Raw genomic sequence first — 19,765 nt, 5'->3', positions numbered from 1 at the left:
AAGGGCGTCAACGCGCGGCCGCAGCCGGCGGCGGCGCGCACGACTCGCGCACCACGAGATGCGGCGTCAAGCTGACCTCCCGGCGCGCAGGCGCGGCGCCTTCCTTGCCCTGTGCCGCGCCGTCGATGGCACGCAGCACCATCTCGGCGGACGACGTGCCTGCCGCCTCCAGGTCCCAGCTCACCGCGGTGATGGCCGGCGAGAAGAGCTGCGGCAGGTCACCGTCGCCGATGCAGATCAGGCTGACATCGCGCGGCACGCGCAGTCCGCTCTGCTTGAGCGCCTGCAGCACGCCGGAGAGGATGCGCGTGCCGAGGCAGAGAAAGGCAGTGGGACGTGCCGGCGCCGACAGCAGGGCCAGCGCATCGCTGAACGAGAGATCCATGGCCGAACGGCTGGTGCGCACCAGCGCCTCATCGGCCGGCAGGCCGCGCTCGGCGAGGGCCGCGCGGTAGCCCTCGATGCGCTCGCGCCCGGGGCGCAGCGCGCCATCGGACGACATCAGCGCGATGCGGGTGTGGCCGAGATCCAGCAGGTAGCGCGTGGCCTCGCCGGCACCACGGCGATGATCGACGTGCACGCCGGCGCCGTGCGCGCCGAAGTCGCGGTCCAGTGCCACCACCGGCAGGTCGCGCGCGATCTGTTCGAGATAGGCCGGCCGCTCTTCCTCGCACGGTCCCAGGATCAGGCCGTCCACGCGGCGCCGGCGGAACAGGTCCACCATCATCCGCTCCTGTGCCTTGCTGTTGTGCGTGTTGCCGACCACCATGGCGTAGCCCTCGCGCTGCAGGCGGGTCTCGACCGCGGTGATGATGCGGCCGTAGAGCGGGTTGGCGAGGTCCGAGACCAGCACGCCGATGACGCCGGAAGTGCCGGTGCGCATGCTCTGCGCGATCGGGTCGGGCGCGTAGGCGAGCGCCTTGGCGGCACGCTCGACCGCCTGTACCGCGGCTTCGCTGACCGGCCCGCTGCGGTTGAGCGCGCGCGAAGCGGTGCCCACGGAAACGCCGGCGGCGCGGGCGACGTCTCGGATCGTGACCCGCGCGGGCGGGTCGGCGCGTTGGCTGCGCGGTGGACTACTCATATCGTGCTCAGGGGCCGGTGGGCGGTTGCCGGGGATTCTTGGAGGGGAGAGACTGGCCTGGCGCAGCTCGGGGGCCATGTCTTGCCCGGCCGGCCATTATCGCCGAAGCGGCTGCGCAGGCCGATGCGGTTGCGCGGGCGATGCCCGGTCCACTGAACTAGTCCACGGAATCGCTGAAATCGGTCGGTACCTGCCATGCCAATTCAATGATTCAGTGGTCTAGTAGACCGCCCGTCCGCCACTGATATCGAACACCGCGCCCGTGCTGAAGCTGCATGACGGGGAGCACAACCAGGCCGCCATCTCCGCCACCTCCTCGACGCGCACGAAGCGCTGCATGGGCACGCGCTCCAGCAGGCGCTGGCGCAGCAGCTCGCGCTGCGCCGCGTCGTGCGTGCCGAAGATCTCGGTATCGGCCGCGCTCGGCGTGATGCAGTTGAGCAGCACACCGCTGGCCGCCAGCTCCTTGCCCAGGCTCTTGGTCAGAGAGATCAGCGCCGCTTTCGAGGCCGCGTAGGCACCGGCGAAGGGATTGCCTTCCTTGCCGGCGATCGAGGCCACGTTGACCACGCGCCCCCAGCCGTCGGCCACCATCATTGGCACCACGGCCTGCACGCAGTGCAGCGCGCCCAGCACATTGATGTCGAAGACGCGCTGCCATGCAGCGGGAGCCACCTGTACGGTGGGACCGTTCGGCCCCAGGATGGCCGCGTTGTTCACCAGCAGGGCGGGCCGGCCGAGCGCGGCGACGGTGTCATCCAGCGCGGCCCGCACCTGTGCGGCGCTGCTGATGTCGACCGCCACCGCGGCCACGGCGCGATGCTGCGCACGCAACACGGCGGCGGCCGCTTCCACGGCCGCGGGGTCGAGGTCCCACAAGGCCACGGCATGGCCCTCGGCGGCGAGCCGGCCGGCGATCGCCAGCCCGATGCCGCGCGCCGCGCCCGTGACCACGGCCACCCTTGGCACCGGCACCGGCACCGGTGCGAGGACCCGCTCGGCAGGCGCGCTCATCGTGCCACTCCAATGCGGCGGATCGGCTCGCTGCCGTCCCAGCCCTGCGCTGCCTGGGCGATCATGGCGAAGTACTCGCCCTTGCCGCCCGCCATCTCCGAGATCTCGACGATATTGCCCGGCAGGTCCGGATGCACGTAGTAGGCAAAGCGCCCGCGCGCGCCCATGCGCCCGCCGTGGCCCTCGACATAACCGCGCGCGCGCAGCGCAGCGCCATCGGCATCGAAGCCGTCGTCGGTCCAATAGGCGATGTGCTGCATGCCCTCGGCGCCGCGCGCGAGCGAATCCAGGTAGAGCGAGGGCGCATCGTTGCGCTGCTGGATCAACTCGATCTGCACGCCGCCGGAGTTGGCCAGCGCGATCGACAGCGCCGGCAATGCCGACGGCGCGCCGTAGTAGCGGAACTCCGTGGTGCCGACCTCTTCCTTGTAGAACCAGGGCCCCACGCCCAGCACCTCGCTCCAATGCCGCATCGCCTTCTCGATGTCGTGCACCACGTAGCCGATCTGGCGTACCGCGCCGAACCGCAGGCTCATTCCGCTCTCCTTGTCCGATGGTCTGATGTGATATGGAAACGATTCCATTCAAGCAGTCTAGAGGAATTGCGAGGTACTGTTTTCCTAGCGTTAACCATGATTGTTATGTCATCAATGGTCGCCGAGACTCTTATGGAAACGTTTCCACTCTTTTAAAAAAGAAGACCCTGGAGCCGAGGCTGTCACCCCAGCCGGAGCGGGAGACGTCCCCCCCCCCGCCTGGAACGGGTGCCGCCCGAAGGAGACAACCATGAGACAGCCCCACCCGGCCACCGGCCGCGCGCGCCGCCTCGCCGGCCCGCTGCGCACCTGGCTGCCCGCCGTGGCCGCCGCGCTGCTGGCGGTGCCGGCCGCGCCGGCCGCCGCGGCCGGCACCGCCGGCTACCCCGAACGCCCCATCCGCATGCTGCTGCCATTCGCCGCCGGCGGCGGCGGCGATATCCTCGGCCGCTTACTGGCCGAGCGCTTCGCGCTCCAGCTCAAACAGCCGGTGGTGGTGGAAAACCGGCCCGGCGCCGCCGGCACCATCGGCACCCATGCGGTGGCCACCGCGGCTCCGGACGGCTACACCATCATGATCGGCGGCATGTCGACGCATCCGCTGGCACCGGCCGTCTACTCCCGGCTGCCCTACGACCCGGTCAAGGATTTCCAGAGCCTGGGCACCATCGGCAGCTCGTCCATCGTGATGCTGGCGGCCAATCCCTTTCCTGCCGACAACCTCAAGGAACTGGCGGCGCTGGCCCGCAAGCAGGCCGCGCCCATGCAGTACGCGAGCTGGGGCGCGGGCTCGACCGGCCACTTCTGCGGCGAGGTGCTCAGCCAGAAAGCCGGCATCCCGATGCAGCACGTGCCCTACAAGGGCACCTCGCAGATCATCACCGACCTGCTCGGCAACCACATCCCGCTGGCCTTCGTCGACATGGTCACCGCCACGCCTTTCGTCAAGGACGGCAAGCTCAAGGCGCTGGCGGTCTGCACGCGGCGCTCGCCCAGCCTGCCGCAGGTGGCCAGCTACAAGGAACAGGGCATCGACTTCGACCGCGAACTGAGCTGGGCCATGTACGTGCCGGCGAAGACGCCCAGGCCCATCGTCGACAAGCTCTCCGCGGTGCTGGAGACCACGCTGAAGGATCCCGACGTGATCGGCAGGCTGCTGGCGCTCGGCATCACCGCCAGGTACGCCTCCGGCGCGCAGCAGCAGGAGAACAACGCGCGCGATATCCCCGCCTGGAAGGCCATCGCGCAACAGGCGCACATCTCGCTCGATTGAAGCGCCGCGCCACCACACCCATGCGGGCAGGCCTTGCGCCCGCCCGCAGGCTTCAGCATCCCCCTCCACGGAAAGGAACGCCACATCATGTCCAACCCGCTGAACGACGCCCGCCTGCAGACCGTGCGGGACCATATGGCCCTCGAATGCGTGCATGACTGGGACGCCGTCATCGGCACCTTCGCGCATCCGCGCTACGAGATGCACGGCAGTGGCCTGGTCTACGACGGCGAAGAGGCGGTGCGCGGCTACTTTGCCGCCTCGCGCGCCGCCTTCCCCGACCTGAGCAACGAGATCATCGCCATCGCCGCCGCCGGCGACACGGTGCTGGTCGAGTTCTGGCTGCAGGGTACCCACCTCGGCCCGCTGCAGGTCGCCGGCAGGACCTTCGCGCCGACCGGGCGCACCTTCCGCGTGCGCATGGCCGCCACTTTCGAATTCGCCCCCGGTTCCGACAAGATCGTGTGCGAGCGTCCCTACACCTCGGCCGACGCCAAGCTGCGCGCGCTCGGGCTGCTGTAAGGCGCGCCCGACGCCCTGCGCAAGGAAGGCTCTGCTGGCAGCGCGATGGACGGCACCCGCCGCGGCCACGGGACTGTCGGCGCTTGCCGGGCAGCCACGGGAGACGGAAGAGGCGCGCGTGGTGCGCCGGGCCGGGCCCGCCTACAATCGAAGCGGCCCGCCCCGGCGTCGGCACCGATCCGCGGCGCGATGGCAGAGGCGCTGCGCGCCGCCGGCGGCATGCAGCGCGCCCGTTCCAGATCCGCAACCAGGTGAAAGATGTCCGCCGAACTCGTCATCGATCTCTTGCACGAAGCCGCCTACGGCACCCTCGCCACCCACTCGACCAGCGCGCCCGGGTATCCCTATGCGACGGTGGTGCCCTATGTCACCGACGCGGCCCATCGTCCGGTCCTCTGCCTCAGCGCGCTGGCCGAGCACACCCGCAACCTGCTGGCCGATCCGCGCGCGAGCCTGTCGGTCCTGCAGCCGGGCGCCGCCGACGTCCAGACCGCGAGCCGGCTGACGCTGCTGGGCGAGGCCGAGCGGATCGAGCCGGACGGCGGCCTGCGCGCGCGCTACCTGCGCTATGCGCCGAACACCGAGGCGCTGCTCTCGCTCGACTTCCACTTCTACCGCCTCAACCCGCGCCGCGTGCGGTATATCGCCGGCTTCGGCCGCATGGGCTGGGTCGAGCAGGCCGAACTCGATGCGCTGCCGGGCCTGGACGCCGGCGTGGAAGCGGACCTGCTCGCCACGCTGGCCACGCAGGTGCCGGATGGTGTATGCGTGCTCGGCCTGGATGCCTGCGGCATCGACCTGGCCGTCGGGGGGCAGCGCGTCAGGGAACGCTTCGCAGAGCGTCCGCTGCAGCCCGAGGCGATCGCCGGCGCCGCGCGCGACGTCCTCGCCCGCCCGCGCTGACGGCCGCGGGCCGCGAAGCGACACCCGCCCTCGCCGCAGCGCGGCGTCCTCAAGATGCGATCCGGCCGGCCGATAACCGAGCGGGATGCCCGGCCTTGCGCGCAACGGTAGCCCCTCACGCCGGCAAAGGCTGCCGGCCCTCCCGAACATCTGGCATCAAGGTATGGCAAAGAGAATGTTGACGGCAGCCGCGTGTGGCGCTGCCATGGTCTGGCTGCAGGGCTGCACGGTCGCCCCGACGCCGCAGGAGAAGGCCGCGAGGCTGGCTTCGACACTGAACGTCTACGAGGACAACCGCATCGCCTACCAGGCCCGCGGCGGTTCCTGGAGCAGCTGGGGCTGGAGCAAGGACAAGCAGGCGGTGCTGGCGCTCGAGATGCGCGGCCAGGCCTACAACGCCCGCGACATCGCCCGCGTCACGGTGGTGGAAGTGCGCCCCAGCCGCAGCATCACCTACCGCGTCACCCTGGTACTGAAATCCGGGCAGAGCATCACCGACGACGTCGACTTCAATGGCAACAACGTGGCCTGGCTGGCCTGCGATACGCGCAAGGCCTGCACGCAGCGCTCCCCGTTCGGCAGCAGCGATTACCGGCGCGACCTGGGCGGGATACTTACCGCCATCACGGATGCCGACCTGATGCGCAGCGAGCCGAGCCGCGCTCCCGGCTCCGATCTGATGAACGACTACCGTGCCATTCCGAGCGCGGGCAGCAATCTGCGTGAAGTGGTGTTCCTGGACGAGCCGGGCAAGGCCGAGCTCGTGGCGAAGCTGGATCGCCTGGACGAGCGCTGGAAGCAGGTGCTGCAGCGCCGCGAGCAGCAGCAGGCGGCCGAGCGCGCCGCGCGCCAGGCGCGCGAGGAAGCGATCCAGAAGGAAGCCGCGCAGATGCGCGCGCGCGTGCGTATCGGCACCCAGACCAACTGCGGCGCGGTGTTCGAGGTACGCCTGCCGATGGTCGGCGTGCAGACCATGAATGGCATGCAGTTCCTCCCGCTGTCACAGCTCTACGGGCCCAGCGCGAACTGCCGCTTCGTCAACGGGCAGTACGTCGGGCGCTAGTGCCTAGCGTTGATGTCGGGCGTTGGCGCCGGCGTCAGAGTGGTGCAGGCTGGGCCGGCGCCTTCGCCGCCGGCGCGGAGGCGGCCGGTTGCTTCTTGTCGGCGGCGGCGCTGTAGGCGAAATACCTGGCCTTGGCATTCTTGGCCCAGTAGGCCACGGTGAACTGCCGGCCATCGCGCGCTGAGAGCAATTCCAGGCTGCCGTTGGCGGCCGTCCACTCGGCATAGCCGTTCTGTGCGCCGGACTCGGTCTTGCGCTTCGCCTCGTAGCGGCCATCCAGCTTGCCGCTCACCTCGTCCAGCACCGTGCGCTCGAAGGTCAGCGTCACCAGGGCCACGTTGTCCTGGTCGTCGCAGTTGACGATGGCGCGGGTCAGGCCCGGCAGGTTGAAGCGGGCCAGGTTCTTGATCTCGATCGCGTCGCCGCCGGCCCAGGGCGTCTTGCCGCTGCGCACGTGGTTCTGCGTGGAGGTCAGGCGCGCGCACTTGGTCTTGCCGAGTTCCAGGCCGAGCGGTGCCGCCACGTTGCCGGCGGCGGCGGCCGAGGCGGCCGAGGCGACGGCGCCCCTGGCCGGCGCGGCGGTGCCGGCCGCATTGCCTGCCGCACGACCGGTCGCATTGGCGGTCGCATTGCCGGTCGCATTGCCGGTCGCATTGCCGACCGTGTTACCGGCGGCATGGCCGGTGGCGGCCTGGGCCAGCGAGGTGGCGAGCACGGCGGCGAGGAAAAATGCCTTCTTCATTCGGGAACATCTCCAATCGGTATCCGCAGGATTTTACGGCCTCGGCGCCGCACGGCTTGAGTGAAGCCGTCCAGCGCCGCGCCGGCCCGATGTTCCGATGCCCGGATGCCCCGCCCGGAGCGGATGCGTCCCGCCCGCAGTGCCGTCAGGCCTGCTGCGGATCGTAGAGCTTTTCCTTGATGCAGAGCGCCGGCAGCAGGCCGCACAGGAAGTAGGCACCGCCCATCACCAGGAAGCCGAGCCCGATCGACCCGTCGGTCGCGATGAAGCCGATCGCCGCCGGGGCGATCGCCGCGCCGAGGCGGCCGACGTTATAGGCGCCGCCCACCGCCGAACCGCGGATGCTGGCCTCGAAGCTCTCCGTCATGTAGGTAGCGTTCACGCCGTACGGAATGCCGTAGAGAAAGCCGAAGATCGTCATCAGGTAGACGATGTTCGCCGGCGAGTGATACAGCACGATGACCGGCAGGAAGACCGCCGAGCCGAACGCGCCGATGGCGAACACCGCGCGGCGGCCGAACCTGTCGGCCAGCCATCCGGCCGCGATCTTGCCGAAGATCATCGCCAGGTAGGTGCCCACCATATAGCCGGTCATCGAGGAGAACTTCACGTGCAGTTCCTTCTCGAGGTAGGTCGGCATCCAGTTGTTGACGCCGTAGTAGCCGAACTGCAGCAGGCCCGCCGTGAGCGACCACAGCAGGAACATGCGGCGATGCGCCGGATTGCCGAAGATGCGCTGCATCGCGCTCGGCCCGGCGTTGCCGCGGCGCCGCGCGAGATCGCCCCTGGCGCGCGCGGCGAGGTAGCTCGCGGGCTCGGGGATATAGCGCTGCATCAGCACCGCCAGCACCACCGGCACGATGGCGAGGAAGAACAGCCAGCGCCAGCCGAAGGACGGCAGGATCCAGCCGGCCAGCAGCGTCGCCACCACGTAGCCGACCGACCAGCCGGCCTGGAGCGTGCCGAGCACCGTGGTGCGGCGCGCCGAGGCCGAGCGAGGCGATGAAGCGGAACACCGCGAACTGCCAGAAGTCATGGGTCAGGCCGAGTGCCGCCGTGCCGAGCGAGAAGACGAGGATGGTCCAGACCACTGTGCGCACGCGGCCGAAGCGGTCGGCGGCCCAGCCGCCATAGATGCCGCCGAAGGCCATGCCCGCCAGCGTGATGCTGCCGAGCGCCCCCGCCTGCACGTTGGACAGGCCGAACTCCTGCTTGAGGCTGGACAGGCTATAGGACAGGAACATCAGGTCGGCGCCATCGACCATCAGCCCGAGAAAGGCGAAAACGAACACCGCGATCCATACCCGGTCGCGTGCGGCCAGTTCGCGCTGGCCGGTCAAACCCACTTCCATCTACTCCTCCAAAGGACGCGCCTGCCTCCCGATCGGCCAGATCCAGCGGATCCGACGATGCGGGCGGACTGCGGCACGTGTCATCACCATGACCCGGCGGCGGGACCGGTACGCGCGCGGCGTCCGTTCCTCTGCTGCGGGCGGCGCCCCGCCTCCGCCCTGCCCGCACGGGGCAAGGGGCTGCCAGGAGGCGCCGATCGCCTGCTGTCCTGCACTGCTGCGCGTGTCACCGGCCCAGGGCCGTGCCCACGCGCTTGACCAGCGCCACGAGGCGCGGGCCGATCTCGTTCTCCAGCATCTCGCGGCTGACCACGAAGGCCGGGCCGCCGCAATTGAATGCCATGCGGGTGCCATCCGGCGCGGTGAACGGCACGCCGACGCTGGCGATGTCCTTGTCCCAGTCGCCGACCGACAGGCAGAAGCCGCGCTCCGCGTATTCCTGCCGGGCCTGCTCCAGCCCTTGGCGGATACGCGGCCACGCCTCGGCGTCCTGCAGGCGCACCTGTTCCAGCACCTCGTCGCGCTCGGCGTCGCCGGCCGCGGCCAGGTAGGCGCGCCCCATCGACGTGGTGGCGATCGGCAGGCGCACGCCGATCCCGCGCATCACCGTGATCGGCGCGCTGCTGCGTACCCATTCGATGTAGACCACCGAGAGCCGGTCACGCACGCCGATCGACACCGAGGCGCGCGCGTGCTCGGCCAGCTCCTGCATCAGCGGCCGCGCCACGTCGCGGATGTCGAGGTTCGACAGCATCGCGTAGCCGAGCGACAGCACGCCCGTGCCGAGGCTGTACTTGCCCAGCGCCTCGCTGTAGCGCAGGTAGCCCAGCTTGGCCAGCGTGCCCGCCAGCCGCGCCACCGTGGCCTTCGGCAGGCCCGCGCGGCGCGCCAGCGCCGACAGGCCGAGGTGGCGCTCGCCCGCGCCGAAGCAACGCAGCAGTTCCAGTCCGCGCGCCAGCGCGGTGACGAACTGGCGGTCCTTGTCCGCGGCGTCGTCGAAACGGGTGATGTCCCGCTGCTCGTAGTTCGGCTTCGGCGCCGCCTCGGCGCCACGTCGGCGGCCACCCGCCACCCGGCTGCCGGTGGATCCCTTGCTTGGACCGGATGCTGTCATAGCGAAAAACTCCATGTCAACGAATTTCAAATTTCGGTTCGCATAGCGGACCATCATAACGGAGACACTGCCGCGAAGGAAATGCCTGCGAATGCCGGCGTATATCGATCCATCCCGCAACAATAGGTCCGATAACCATCGAAATAGGCAATATTAAGGCGAAACCCCGCTATCCATGTGCTGCAGCCTCCATGCGATGGAGGCGCTGGCGCAGCCCTTAGAACAATGAATGGTCCGCAATGCGGACCGAAATGGGGAGCAAGAAAATGTGTGGGGGAAGAAGGCCTGCCACGAAGGCAGCTGGCCCGATGGGTCTTGCGCGAACGGAAGAAGCGGAAGACCCGGCAGGCTAGTTCCCGAGCCTGCGCCGGGGCTTTGCGGCGGCGGTGCGCGCCGGCGGCTTGTCCTGGCGCGGGGCGGGCACCAGGTCGATGCTGCGGCCGGCCTCATGGCCGCCGTCACCGTCGGTGAGGTCGTGGGTCACGTCGAGCACGAAGCGGTCGGCGCGATAGAGGTAGAGGCCGGCATAGGCGATGCGCCCGTCGCGCGCAGTCCACCAGCGCCGGACGCGCACCAGCATGTCGGCCATGCTGCAGTCTGCGCCGCCGGCCAGCAGGTCGGCCGTTTCCTGGTCGGCATAGGCGGCGGTGATTTCCTGGCGGGCCTTGTCCAGCGGGATGCGGTTGTACTGGCGGACCAGGTAGCCGATCTTGTGCCGCTCGTCGCTGCCCGCCGGGAAGCGCGCATAGGTTTCCCGCGCGACATAGCTATCCATCACGCCGTAGGGCTCGCCGTCGTGCAGGTGCAGGGCGCGGATGCGCAGATAAGGCGGGTGCTCGGGCTGGCCGGTGCGCAGCGCCGCGGGCAAGGCGTCGACCGGCTCGCGCAGCAGCACACGGATGGCCTGGCCCGGCGCCAGGCGCAGCGGGTCATTGATGGCGTGGCGCAAGCGTTCGTTGTCCGCCGGCGAGACCACGTCGGCGGTGACGAAGGTGCCGCGGCCCTGGGCACTGCTCACCAGTCCCTCGTCGCTCAGGCGGGCCAGCGCCTGGCGCACGGTGATGGTACCCACGCCGTGAGCGGCGCACAGTTCCGGGATGGTCGGCAGCTGGTCGCCGCGCTTCCATTCGCCCTGCAGGATGCGTCCTCGCAGCAGGCTGGCGATCTGGAGGTAGAGGGCGACACCCTTGCGCCCGGACTTCTGCAATGTGCTCAAGATCACAAGCTCCCGGATTCACGCCTGGGCGCCGCCGCCGGCCGGATTCCCGGCCTGCCGGCGCGCCGGCAGGCTGCTGCGGACGGGACCGGCAGGGCGCAAGCGCCCCGGGTCACGCTCAGGCCTTGGCGACGGCGCGCAGGCCCAGCGGCTCGCCGCCGGCCACGATCGCCAGCAGGCGATCGACGTTCGGGTGTGCGCCCGGGCGGTTGCGCGCGTCGGCGGTGTGCTCGGCGAACACGGCGAGGCCGTGTTCGGCCGCCTTGGCGTCGAGCGCGCCGAAGGCCTGCTGCAGGTAGTGGTACACGGCCAGCGAGCCCTGCTTGCCCGGCACGTTCTCGATGCTGGCGCTCACCGCGCCGCCGGCGTCGACCAGTTCGATGCGCTCGATGCCGTCGATGGCGGGAAGCTGGGCGAGGTTGTCCTTGAACACATGGCTCGGCTGGATCACTGCAGTCACTGAATTCACTCCATGGATTTGTCACGCCGCGTGGCGCGGCGGGCCGTATCTTATCCGATCGAGCCCGGGACGGCCGGCGTCAGGCAGCCGGCCGCCGGCGCGCCCCGCCGTCGCTTTCGCTCTCGCTCAGCGCGCCGTAGATCCAGTGGCGCAGGTCCCGGCGGATCTGGCTGGCGGTCGACGGCAGCAGCTGGGTCATGAACACCACCGCCAGGTCCTCCACCGGATCGATCCAGAAGCTGGTGCTGGCGCCGCCGCCCCAGAAATAATCCCCCGCGCTGCCCGGCATCATGGTGGCGGCCACATCCTGCGTGACAGCGAAGCCGAGGCCGAAACCCAGCCCCGGATAGACCGCCTCGCTGAAGCTGGAGCGCGACATCCTGTCCAGCGTGTTGCCGCCGGGCAGATGGTTCATCGTCATCAGCGCCACCGTCTTGGGGCTCAGTACCTGCTGCCCGTCGATCGAGCCGCCTGCCAGCAGCATGCGGCAGAAGCGAAGATAGTCGTGGGCGGTCGACACCAGGCCGCTGCCGCCCGAGGCCAGGGCCGGAACGCGGCGGAAGCTGCTGTGCGCGGGGTCGTCCTGCAGCGCCAGCCCGCCTCCGGGCGCCGGGCTGTAGCAGGCGCACAGGCGCTCGGCCTTGCTGTCCGGCACGAAGAAGCCCGTGTCGGGCATGCCGACCGGGCCGAAGACCGCCTCCTGCAGGTAGTCGGCGAAGGGCCGCCCGGAGATCGTCTCGACCAGATAGCCCAGCACATGCGTCGCCACCGAATAGTTCCACGCTTCACCCGGCGAGTAGTCGAGCGGGAGCTGGCTCAGGCTCTCGATCATGCCGGCCAGCCCGGTCGGATTGTCCGGTTCGCCGAGGGCGAGCTCGCGATAGGCCGCGTCGACATTGGTGCGGGCCTGGAAATAGTAGGTCAGGCCCGCGGTATGGCGCAGCAGGTCCACCACCAGCATCTCGCGGTTAAGCGGGCGGGTGTGGAAACCGCCGAGGCTGCGCGCGCCGGCCACGGCCACGCCGAGATGCTTCCACGCCGGGATGAAGCGGGAGACCGGATCGTCGAGAGCAACCAGGCCTTGCTCGACCAGTGTCATGAACGCCACGCTGGTGACCGGCTTGCTCATGGAGTAGATGCGGAAGATGGCGTCCTCGCGCATGGGCCGGGCGCGCTCCAGGTCCATCGAGCCGATTACGTTGCGGTGCACGAGCTCGCCGCGCCGGTGCACCAGCGTGACCGCGCCCGGTAGCCGGCCGGGCGCCACGTAGCGCGCATCCAGCCACGCATCGAACGCCGCCAGCCGTCCGGCCGAAAACCCCAGTCGCTCTGCCTTGGTCATCTGTGTTTCTCCTGTGTTCTGTGCTGGCACCGGCCCGAACGAACGGGAAACGGATGTGAAACGGACGGAAGGAGACGGATGCCCCCTCGCGCTCCGGCGCACGTTGCTGCCGCATCAAGTCATTCTAAAAATAGAATGATAGCATCTTTGCGCATGACAAAGCACTTGCTCCAGGCCTCGGGCAAGCCAGCCACGGCAATCAGGCAGCCAGGTAATCAGGCTGTCAGGGAGAAGGAAAGGAAGAGCGCTCAGGCTACGTCCGGCACCGCCGCGCGCACGCCCATCTTGGCGCCGACGCGCGCCTCGTCGACCAGGAAATCGATGAAGGCCCGCACCTTGGTCGGCAGGAACTTGCGGCTGGGGTAGACCACGCTGACGTCGCGGCGCGGCAGCTGGTATTGCGGCAGGACATGCACCAGCCGCCCGGCTTCGATCTCGGGCCGCACCACGTAGGAGCCCAGCATCGCCACGCCCAGGTCGGCCAGGGCAGCCTGGTGGGCCAGTTCGGCATTGCTGCAAAGCAGGCTGGCCCGAACCGGCACCGTCAGCTCGCCTTCCGGGCCGGTCAGGGTCCACTCGGTATCCAGGCCTGTCAGGCGCATGGCGATGCAGCTGTGCTGGCTCAGTTCGCGCGGGTGGGTCAAGGGCGGGTGGGCGCGCAGGTAGCCGGGCGAAGCGCACATCACGATCTCCGCCGAGACCAGCGGCCGCGCCACCAGGTGCGGGCCCAGGCCCAGGTCCGACAGCATCACGGCAACGTCGCGCCCCTCCTCCACGATGTCGACATTGCGGTCGGACAGCATCACGTCGAAGACCACCTCGGGGTAGCGCTGCTGGAAACGCGCCATCAAGGCCGGCAGCAGGTGCAGGCCGAACATCACCGGTGTGACCAGCCGCAGCGTGCCCGACAGCGACTGGCTGCGCGCGGTGACCAGGCCTTCCGCCTCGTCGAGGTCTTCCAGGATCTGCTGGCAGCGCTGCAGATAGGTCTCGCCGGCGTCGGTCAGGGACAGGCTGCGCGTGGTGCGGTTCAGCAGGCGGGTGCCGAGGTGGCTCTCCAGGTCGGCCACGTAGCGGGTCACGACGGCGTTGGACATTTCGAGCTGCTGCGCTGCACGGGCGAAGCTGCCCAGTTCCACCACCTTGGTGAAGACACGCATCGATTGCAGACGATCCATGGCACAGTCCCCCGGCCTGTCCCGGAATTCTTTCCGTAGCGCGGCCTATTTATTGTCAAAAACAAAACCAATCATTTCCGCCGCCAGCATTTATTGAAATAAGGGAAACGCCTAATATTCCGCCATCGGATGTCGCAATGCAGCAGACCAAATACAAGACGCGGCATCCCGTTGAAGAAACGGAGTGAGTGAGCCATGAAGACCTACCAATACGCCCTGATCGTCGTCACCGCCATCGCCGCCGCCCTGACGGCCGCTCCGGCGCTGGCCAAGAGTGGCAGATTCGACACTTACAGCGACGGCGCCCGTACCGCCCGCTATGACGTCTACACCGACGGCGCCAAGAGCGGCGCGAAGTTCGACACCTTCGTCGACGGCGCCAAGAGCGGCGCGAAGTTCGACACCTTCGTCGACGGCGCCAAGTCCGCCAGGTTCGACAGCTACAGCGACGGCGCCCGTTACGAAACGACCGACCGCGCACCGCTGTAAGGCGCGGCGCGGCAGGCCGCATACCGGCGCGCCTTGCGCGTGCCCGCCGCCCTCAGCGGAACGCCTCGCTCCAATACCCTTCCACCTGCCTGACCAGCGGCTCGGGCAACGCCACATAGTGCTCGCGGTCGGCGTCCGCCTGCCCCTCCTGCAGCACCCAGCGGAAGAAGGCTAGCGCGTCCCTGGCATCGCCCGCGCTCTTGCCGCGGCGTTGCATCAGCACGTAGACCACCCCGGTGATGGGCCAGGCCTTGTCCCCGGAGGCGTTGGTGATGACCTGGTAGAAGTCCTGCTGCGGCGTCCATTGCGCCGACGCCACCGCCGCGCTGAAGCTATCCCAGGTCGGCTGCACGAAGACGCCCGCCTGGTTACGCACCGCGGCGTAGGCCAGCTTGCGCTGCAACGCATAGGTCAGCTCGACATAGCCGATCGCCCCCTTGACATTACGGATGTAGAGCGACACACCATCGCTGCCGCTGGCGCCGAAGCCGACCGGCCAGCGTACCGTGGTGCCGGCGCCGACCTGGCGTTGCCAGCCATCGCTGACCTTGGACAGGTAATCGGTCCAGTTGAAGGTGGTGCCCGACAGGTCGCTGCGGTGGACCACCACGATCTTGCGGTCGGGCAGGACCAGGCCGGGATTGTCGGCGGCGATGGCCGGATCGTTCCAGTTGCTGATCGTGCCAAGGTAGATGCGGGCCAGCAGCGGCCCCGTGAGGTGGAGCTGGCCGGGCTGGATGCCGTCCAGGTTCACCACCGGCACCACGCCCCCGACCACGAGCGGGAACTGCGCCAGCCCGGCGCTGTGCAGTTCCTCCGGCCTGAGCGGCATGTCGGTCGCGCCGAAGGTCACCGAGCCGGCCTTGACCTGCTGGATGCCGCCGCCCGAGCCGATCGGCTGGTAGTCCACCGCCTTGCCGGTCTTGGAGTAATAGGAGGCAGCCCACTTGGCCAGCACCGGGTAGACGAAGGTCGAGCCCGCGCCGGTGATCTCGCTGCCGTGCGCAGCAGGCAGGAGGAACGCCAGGGACAGCAGGCACGCCAGGGACAACAGCGACCGCCGGATGAGGCCCGGCAGCCAGCGCCGCGCGGCGCCGCTCAGGTCGGAACGGTCCATACCGGCACCTCCGCTTGTTCTTGCTCTTGCAGGATCCAGGATCCGCGGCCGCATCGGCGCATCGGCGCATCGGTACGCCAGGCCGGCCCGCGCCGCGCCGGGTGCCGCGCGATCGCGATCAGGCGGCGCGGCGATTCCGAGGCAGCGATAGGGCCATTCTAGGACGCCGCGGGGCGCTGCACAGGACGGCGTTGTCCCCGGCCGGCCGGCGCCCCGCGGGAGCGTCCGTCACTGCACCACGAATTCCGTGAACAACACCTCGCCGACCTGCCCGTCGGCGCGGCTGCCCTTGGCCACGGCAGCGACCTGCGCCAGCAGCGCCTCGCGCAGCGCCGCCTTGCCCTCGGCGGAGACGATGCGGTCGGCATGCTGGCTCGCCAGCGTGTTGAGGACGCGGTCGCGGATCTCCGGCATGCGGGCGGTCAGCGCCTCCTTGGCGTCGGGGCCGGCCAGCTTGAGGGTGATGGCGATGCGCAGCAGGTGGGCCGCCGAGCCGTCGTCGCTCAGGTTCACCACCAGCGGATCGAGCGGCAGGTAGGCCGGCGCCGCGGCCGGTGCCGGCGCGGCGCCCGCCGCCTTGCCGCGCAGCCCCCACCACCAGTAGCCCGCGCCGGCGGCCGCGACGACCAGCAGCACGGCCAGGACGGCCAGCAGCAGGCGCGTGCCGGTCTTGCCGGCACCCGGTGCGGCGGACGTCGGCTTCGATTGGAGAGTGGCAGCTTTGGACATCGTAAGGTGGTCTTGGTGAACGAAAAGGCGGGACCGGGACGCCACCGGTCCGCGCATGCATGGTGCGTACCCGCAACATGGGCAGCACATGCTCGGTACATACGGAGCACATGTTCAACACATGTTCAACACATGTTCAACACATGTTCAACACATGCTCGGCACATGTACCGCACATCATCGGCGCACCATCGTCTAACGGCAGGAAGCGGTCCGGCTTGAGTCCGGCGCGCCGGCGCGGGCGGCCCGTCCCGGCGCACCTTGCATGGCAATAACGCAACGCCCCGGCAGCCCTGGGCGCCGCGCAGGGCGGCGCCCAGCCGACTTCGCACGCCACTGCGCGCAAAGCGGCCGATGGCGCGGCCACGCGGCCTGCCCGCATGCTACGATCTCGCGAAAATACAATGCCGTAGCCGCCTCCCCGCGATCGCCATGCACAGGAACCGCCCGAACAGGAACGTCAAGTTCTCAGCCAGCCCCGTGCTGCAGACCCGTACATCGCTCTGGCGCTCCAAGCTGGTGGTCGGCTTCATCACCCTCGCCTTCGGCGGACTGGTCGCCCGCGCCTTCTGGATCGCCGGCCCCGGCAACAGCTTCTTCATCGCCCAGGGCGAAAAGCGCTACGAGCACGCCATCGTGATGCCCGCCGTGCGCGGCAAGATCGAGGACCGCGACGGCCACGTGCTGGCCACCAGCCTGCCCATGCGCACCATCTGGGCGGTGCCGGCCGAAGTCCCCGCCGACCTGCCCGACCAGCAGCTGGCCCAGGCCGGCAAGCTGCTCGAGATGCCGGTGCGCGAGCTGCGCAGCAAGCTGATCGGCGAGCGCAAGTTCGTCTACGTCAAGCGCCAGGTCTCGCCCGAGGTCGGCAAGCAGATCGAGGCGCTCGGCATTCCCGGCGTCTACGAAAGCAGCGAGTACAAGCGCTTCTACCCCGAAGGCGAAGTGACCGCCCACGTGGTCGGCTTCACCAATGTCGAGGACAAGGGCCAGGAAGGCATGGAACTGGGCGAGGAAACCCAGCTCGAAGGCCGCTCGGGCGTGCGCCACGTCATCAAGGACCGCATCGGCCACACCATCGAGGACCTGGACGATTCCACGCCGGCGCGCGTGGGCGCCGACGTCCGCCTGACGCTCGACACGCGCGTGCAGTACGTCGCTTACCAGGCGCTGAAGAACGCGCTGGAGCGCACCGGCGCCAAGGCCGGCATGGCGGTGGTGATCGACGTCAAGGCCGGCCAGGTGCTGGCGCTGGCCAACCTGCCCACCTACAACCCCAACGACCGCGAGCACCTGACCGGCGAGCAGCTGCGCAACCGCGTCTTCACCGATGTGTTCGAGCCGGGCTCCATCCTCAAGCCCTTCACCATGGCGCTGGCGCTGGACCTGCACCGCCTCACGCCTGCCACCCTGATCGACACCGGCCCGGGCCGCTACGTGTTCGAGGGCGCCACCATCACCGACGACAGCGCCAACGGCGTGCTGACGGCGGCCGGCGTGATCCAGAAGTCCAGCAATATCGGCATGACCAAGGTCTCGACGATGCTGCACGCCGAAGAGATGTGGGACATGTTCACCGAGATCGGCCTGGGCCAGGCGCCCAAGCTCGGCTTCCCCGGCGCGGTCACCGGCCGCGTGCGGCCGTTCAAGAAATGGCGCCCCATCGAACAGGCCACCATGGCCTACGGCTACGGCATCTCGGCCTCGCTGTTCCAGCTCGCGCGCGCCTACACCATCTTCGCCAACGACGGCATGCTGGCCCCGATCACCATCCTCCAGGGCGACCCCGCCGCGCAAACCAAGGGCGTGCGCGTGATCGACAGCAAGACCGCCGCCGAGATGCGCCAGATGCTGGCCGGCGTGGTCAGCGTGGGCGGCACCGCCACCACCGCCCAGGTCGACGGCTACAGCATCGGCGGCAAGACCGGCACCGCCTACAAGGCCGGCGCCCACGGCTACGACCACTCCAAGTACCGCGCCTCCTTCGTCGGCCTCGCGCCGCTGTCCGCGCCGCGCCTGGTGATCGCCGTGTCCATCGACGAACCCAAGGCCTCGCAGCACTTCGGCGGCCAGGCCGCCGGCCCGGCCTTCGCCGAGATCGCCTCGCAGGCGCTGCCGCTGCTGGGCATCCGTCCCGACCTGCCGTTCAAGCCCGGCGCCATCCTGGCGGCGCCGACCGACATGCCGCAGGACAACCTGCCGGCCGGCAAGCCCGGCGGGCCGCTGGGCGGCCACGCCTGAAGCAGGATCCCCGCGTGGCCGGGGCCGGCCACGCCAGGCGCCCCCGCTCCCATGCGTGCCCATCGTGACGATCATGACAAGCGACCTGGAAACCGAGAACCGCGCGCTACGGGCGCGCGTCTCTGCGCTGGAAAGCGAGCTGTCCTTCCTGCGCATGCATACGGCCGTCCTGCAGGGCATGAAGGGGGAAACGCTGGTCGCCGACCTTACAGGCGGAGAACTGACGGACTTTGCGGCTGAGCACGATATCGTCGTGGGTGGCTCCGTCACCGTCGAGGTGAAATTCAGCAAACTGAACACACCAGTCGCGCGAGCGGCAACCAGGCGCTGGAACTGGAGCAAACCCCTCGGCTGGAAAGACAAGGGGAAAAGCTTCGCCTTCCTCGTTCTCGTCGGCGAAAAGGACATGCGCTATCCGAATCAGTACCTGGACGATGCGCCGTACGTGTTCTTCCTGATCCCCAAGGCCAGGGTCGGGGAGATCCTTACCCAGGGGAGCACCATCGGTGCCAACGTCCAAATCACGACCCACCTCGCCAGAGCCCGTTCGCCGGCATCACTAGCACTGAAGTCATTCCATGTCCCAGCCGCAACGGTGACCGCTCTGCTTGGACGCGCCCGAGCGACCTAGCCTCCGGACCCGAGGGCTCCGATGCGCATCACCGAGATCCGCGAGCACCCCATCCCGGTCTCACGCTACGACGATCCCTCCTGCCCGCCGGCGGCCTGACCACCAACCTGCTGGCCATCACCACCGACGCGGTGCGCGACGGCCGCCCGCCTGGCCGGCAGCGCCTGTCTGGCGGTGGACGCCATGAACAGCTATCGCGCCGACACCGCGCCGGCCGCGGCCGATGCGCTATGTGAGTACGGACTCTGGTGGTTCGAGGACCTCTGCGACCCGCTCGACTTTGACACCCAGGCCGCTGTGGCCGCGTGTCACCCTCATCCCATCGCCGCCGGCGAGGCCCTCTTCTCGGACGCCGAGGCTCACCTGCTCGACCGCCACGGCGGCCTGCGCCGCGCGCACGGCGTGCTGGTGTTCGACCCGGTGCACTGCTACGGCCTGCCGGGCCACCTGCGCATCCTCGACGCCCGCCTCGCCACCGGCGGCTGGCCGCGCCACGCCTTCTGGCCGCACGGCGGCACCTGTTCGCGCTGCACGTGGTGGCAGCCCTGGGGCTGGGGGGCCGAGGTCAATCCACTCGCCTTCGCGCCCTTCCGCGGCGCGGCCGACGGCAGCTGTGTCGACGCCGGCATGGCGACGCTGCCGCAGGCGCCTGGCATCGGCTTCGAGGGGCATGGGGAGGCCTGGGGGGTGATGCAGCGGGTATTCGGCGGGTATTCGGCGGGTATTCGGCGCGGGGGCCTGAGGCAGGGCGGACAGGGG

At 69.3% G+C, this 19,765-nt stretch carries 18 protein-coding genes and 2 pseudogenes; 8 read left to right on the top strand and 12 right to left on the bottom strand.

Going from position 1 to position 19,765, the window contains the following annotated elements; genetic code table 11:
* Positions 1-7: 7 nt before the first annotated feature.
* From BKK79_RS27725 to BKK79_RS27715, 3 genes are all read right to left on the bottom strand, one after another.
* Positions 8-1,084 (bottom strand): LacI family DNA-binding transcriptional regulator, encoded by a 1,077-nt coding sequence (locus BKK79_RS27725; protein ID WP_071016909.1) that lies wholly within the window; start codon positions 1,082-1,084, stop codon positions 8-10.
* Between the two features lie 219 nt (positions 1,085-1,303).
* Entirely contained in the window at positions 1,304-2,098 is a 795-nt protein-coding gene (locus tag BKK79_RS27720; RefSeq protein WP_071039418.1) for an SDR family NAD(P)-dependent oxidoreductase, read from the bottom strand.
* Positions 2,095-2,634, bottom strand: a complete 540-nt coding sequence (locus tag BKK79_RS27715; RefSeq protein WP_071016913.1) for a VOC family protein — start codon at positions 2,632-2,634, stop codon at positions 2,095-2,097. Before BKK79_RS27715 ends, BKK79_RS27720 begins: the two co-directional genes overlap by 4 nt.
* 250 nt (positions 2,635-2,884) lie before the next feature.
* Between BKK79_RS27715 and BKK79_RS27710 the strand changes: the two genes are divergently transcribed.
* The 4 genes from BKK79_RS27710 to BKK79_RS27695 all read left to right on the top strand — a co-directional run bounded on the left by BKK79_RS27710 (position 2,885) and on the right by BKK79_RS27695 (position 6,395).
* Complete coding sequence (locus tag BKK79_RS27710) at positions 2,885-3,907, top strand: Bug family tripartite tricarboxylate transporter substrate binding protein (protein WP_084085234.1); 1,023 nt, start codon at positions 2,885-2,887, stop codon at positions 3,905-3,907.
* An 87-nt stretch (positions 3,908-3,994) separates the two neighbouring features.
* Positions 3,995-4,429 (top strand): ester cyclase, encoded by a 435-nt coding sequence (locus BKK79_RS27705; RefSeq protein ID WP_071039417.1) that lies wholly within the window; start codon positions 3,995-3,997, stop codon positions 4,427-4,429.
* Between the two features lie 258 nt (positions 4,430-4,687).
* Positions 4,688-5,332 (top strand): HugZ family pyridoxamine 5'-phosphate oxidase, encoded by a 645-nt coding sequence (locus BKK79_RS27700; protein ID WP_071039416.1) that lies wholly within the window; start codon positions 4,688-4,690, stop codon positions 5,330-5,332.
* Between the two features lie 205 nt (positions 5,333-5,537).
* The gene (locus tag BKK79_RS27695) at positions 5,538-6,395 is read left to right on the top strand and encodes a hypothetical protein (protein ID WP_071039415.1); all 858 of its coding nucleotides are present in this window, start codon (positions 5,538-5,540) and stop codon (positions 6,393-6,395) included.
* Positions 6,396-6,429: 34 nt separating this feature from the next.
* Here the strand turns inward: BKK79_RS27695 and BKK79_RS27690 are convergent, their stop codons facing one another.
* The 7 genes and pseudogenes from BKK79_RS27690 to BKK79_RS27660 all read right to left on the bottom strand — a co-directional run bounded on the left by BKK79_RS27690 (position 6,430) and on the right by BKK79_RS27660 (position 13,799).
* The gene (locus BKK79_RS27690) at positions 6,430-7,137 is read right to left on the bottom strand and encodes a hypothetical protein (protein ID WP_231908174.1); all 708 of its coding nucleotides are present in this window, start codon (positions 7,135-7,137) and stop codon (positions 6,430-6,432) included.
* A gap of 145 nt (positions 7,138-7,282) precedes the next feature.
* Positions 7,283-8,381, bottom strand: a pseudogene (locus BKK79_RS27685) (MFS transporter).
* A gap of 334 nt (positions 8,382-8,715) precedes the next feature.
* Positions 8,716-9,603: an IclR family transcriptional regulator gene (locus BKK79_RS27680; RefSeq protein ID WP_084085640.1), complete on the bottom strand. Its 888-nt coding sequence runs from the start codon at positions 9,601-9,603 to the stop codon at positions 8,716-8,718.
* Between the two features lie 349 nt (positions 9,604-9,952).
* Positions 9,953-10,819, bottom strand: coding sequence for a GntR family transcriptional regulator (locus BKK79_RS27675; RefSeq protein WP_156811395.1), 867 nt, complete (start codon positions 10,817-10,819; stop codon positions 9,953-9,955).
* A 118-nt stretch (positions 10,820-10,937) separates the two neighbouring features.
* Positions 10,938-11,270, bottom strand: coding sequence for a DUF2322 family protein (locus BKK79_RS27670; protein WP_071039414.1), 333 nt, complete (start codon positions 11,268-11,270; stop codon positions 10,938-10,940).
* 88 nt (positions 11,271-11,358) lie between these two features.
* Entirely contained in the window at positions 11,359-12,621 is a 1,263-nt protein-coding gene (locus BKK79_RS27665; protein WP_071016929.1) for a serine hydrolase domain-containing protein, read from the bottom strand.
* Between the two features lie 248 nt (positions 12,622-12,869).
* Positions 12,870-13,799, bottom strand: a complete 930-nt coding sequence (locus tag BKK79_RS27660; RefSeq protein ID WP_071016931.1) for a LysR family transcriptional regulator — start codon at positions 13,797-13,799, stop codon at positions 12,870-12,872.
* 195 nt (positions 13,800-13,994) lie between these two features.
* Between BKK79_RS27660 and BKK79_RS27655 the strand changes: the two genes are divergently transcribed.
* Positions 13,995-14,288, top strand: coding sequence for a hypothetical protein (locus tag BKK79_RS27655; protein ID WP_071039413.1), 294 nt, complete (start codon positions 13,995-13,997; stop codon positions 14,286-14,288).
* Between the two features lie 52 nt (positions 14,289-14,340).
* Here BKK79_RS27655 and pstS read toward each other — a convergent pair whose 3' ends face one another.
* A complete protein-coding gene (gene pstS, locus BKK79_RS27650; RefSeq protein ID WP_084085232.1) occupies positions 14,341-15,405 on the bottom strand; it encodes a phosphate ABC transporter substrate-binding protein PstS in 1,065 nt (354 codons plus the stop codon).
* A gap of 228 nt (positions 15,406-15,633) precedes the next feature.
* Positions 15,634-16,134: a flagellar basal body-associated FliL family protein gene (locus tag BKK79_RS27645; protein WP_071039412.1), complete on the bottom strand. Its 501-nt coding sequence runs from the start codon at positions 16,132-16,134 to the stop codon at positions 15,634-15,636.
* A 432-nt stretch (positions 16,135-16,566) separates the two neighbouring features.
* On the opposite strand from BKK79_RS27645, the gene BKK79_RS27640 reads away from it, so the two are divergent.
* The 3 genes and pseudogenes from BKK79_RS27640 to BKK79_RS27630 form a co-directional block, all read left to right on the top strand.
* Entirely contained in the window at positions 16,567-18,375 is a 1,809-nt protein-coding gene (locus tag BKK79_RS27640; protein ID WP_071039411.1) for a peptidoglycan D,D-transpeptidase FtsI family protein, read from the top strand.
* Between the two features lie 73 nt (positions 18,376-18,448).
* Positions 18,449-19,006 carry a hypothetical protein gene (locus BKK79_RS27635; protein ID WP_157128535.1) on the top strand — a complete coding sequence of 186 codons (558 nt, stop codon included), beginning with the start codon at positions 18,449-18,451 and terminating at the stop codon, positions 19,004-19,006.
* Positions 19,007-19,141: 135 nt separating this feature from the next.
* A pseudogene (locus tag BKK79_RS27630) lies at positions 19,142-19,711 on the top strand (enolase C-terminal domain-like protein); the annotation flags it as partial.
* Positions 19,712-19,765: the final 54 nt, after the last annotated feature.

The sequence above is a fragment of the Cupriavidus sp. USMAA2-4 genome, from assembly GCF_001854305.1.
In the GTDB taxonomy this organism is placed as follows: domain Bacteria; phylum Pseudomonadota; class Gammaproteobacteria; order Burkholderiales; family Burkholderiaceae; genus Cupriavidus; species Cupriavidus malaysiensis.
The sequence above is the reverse complement of the archived record's forward strand: the minus strand, read 5'-3'. Positions and strand labels throughout refer to the sequence as shown.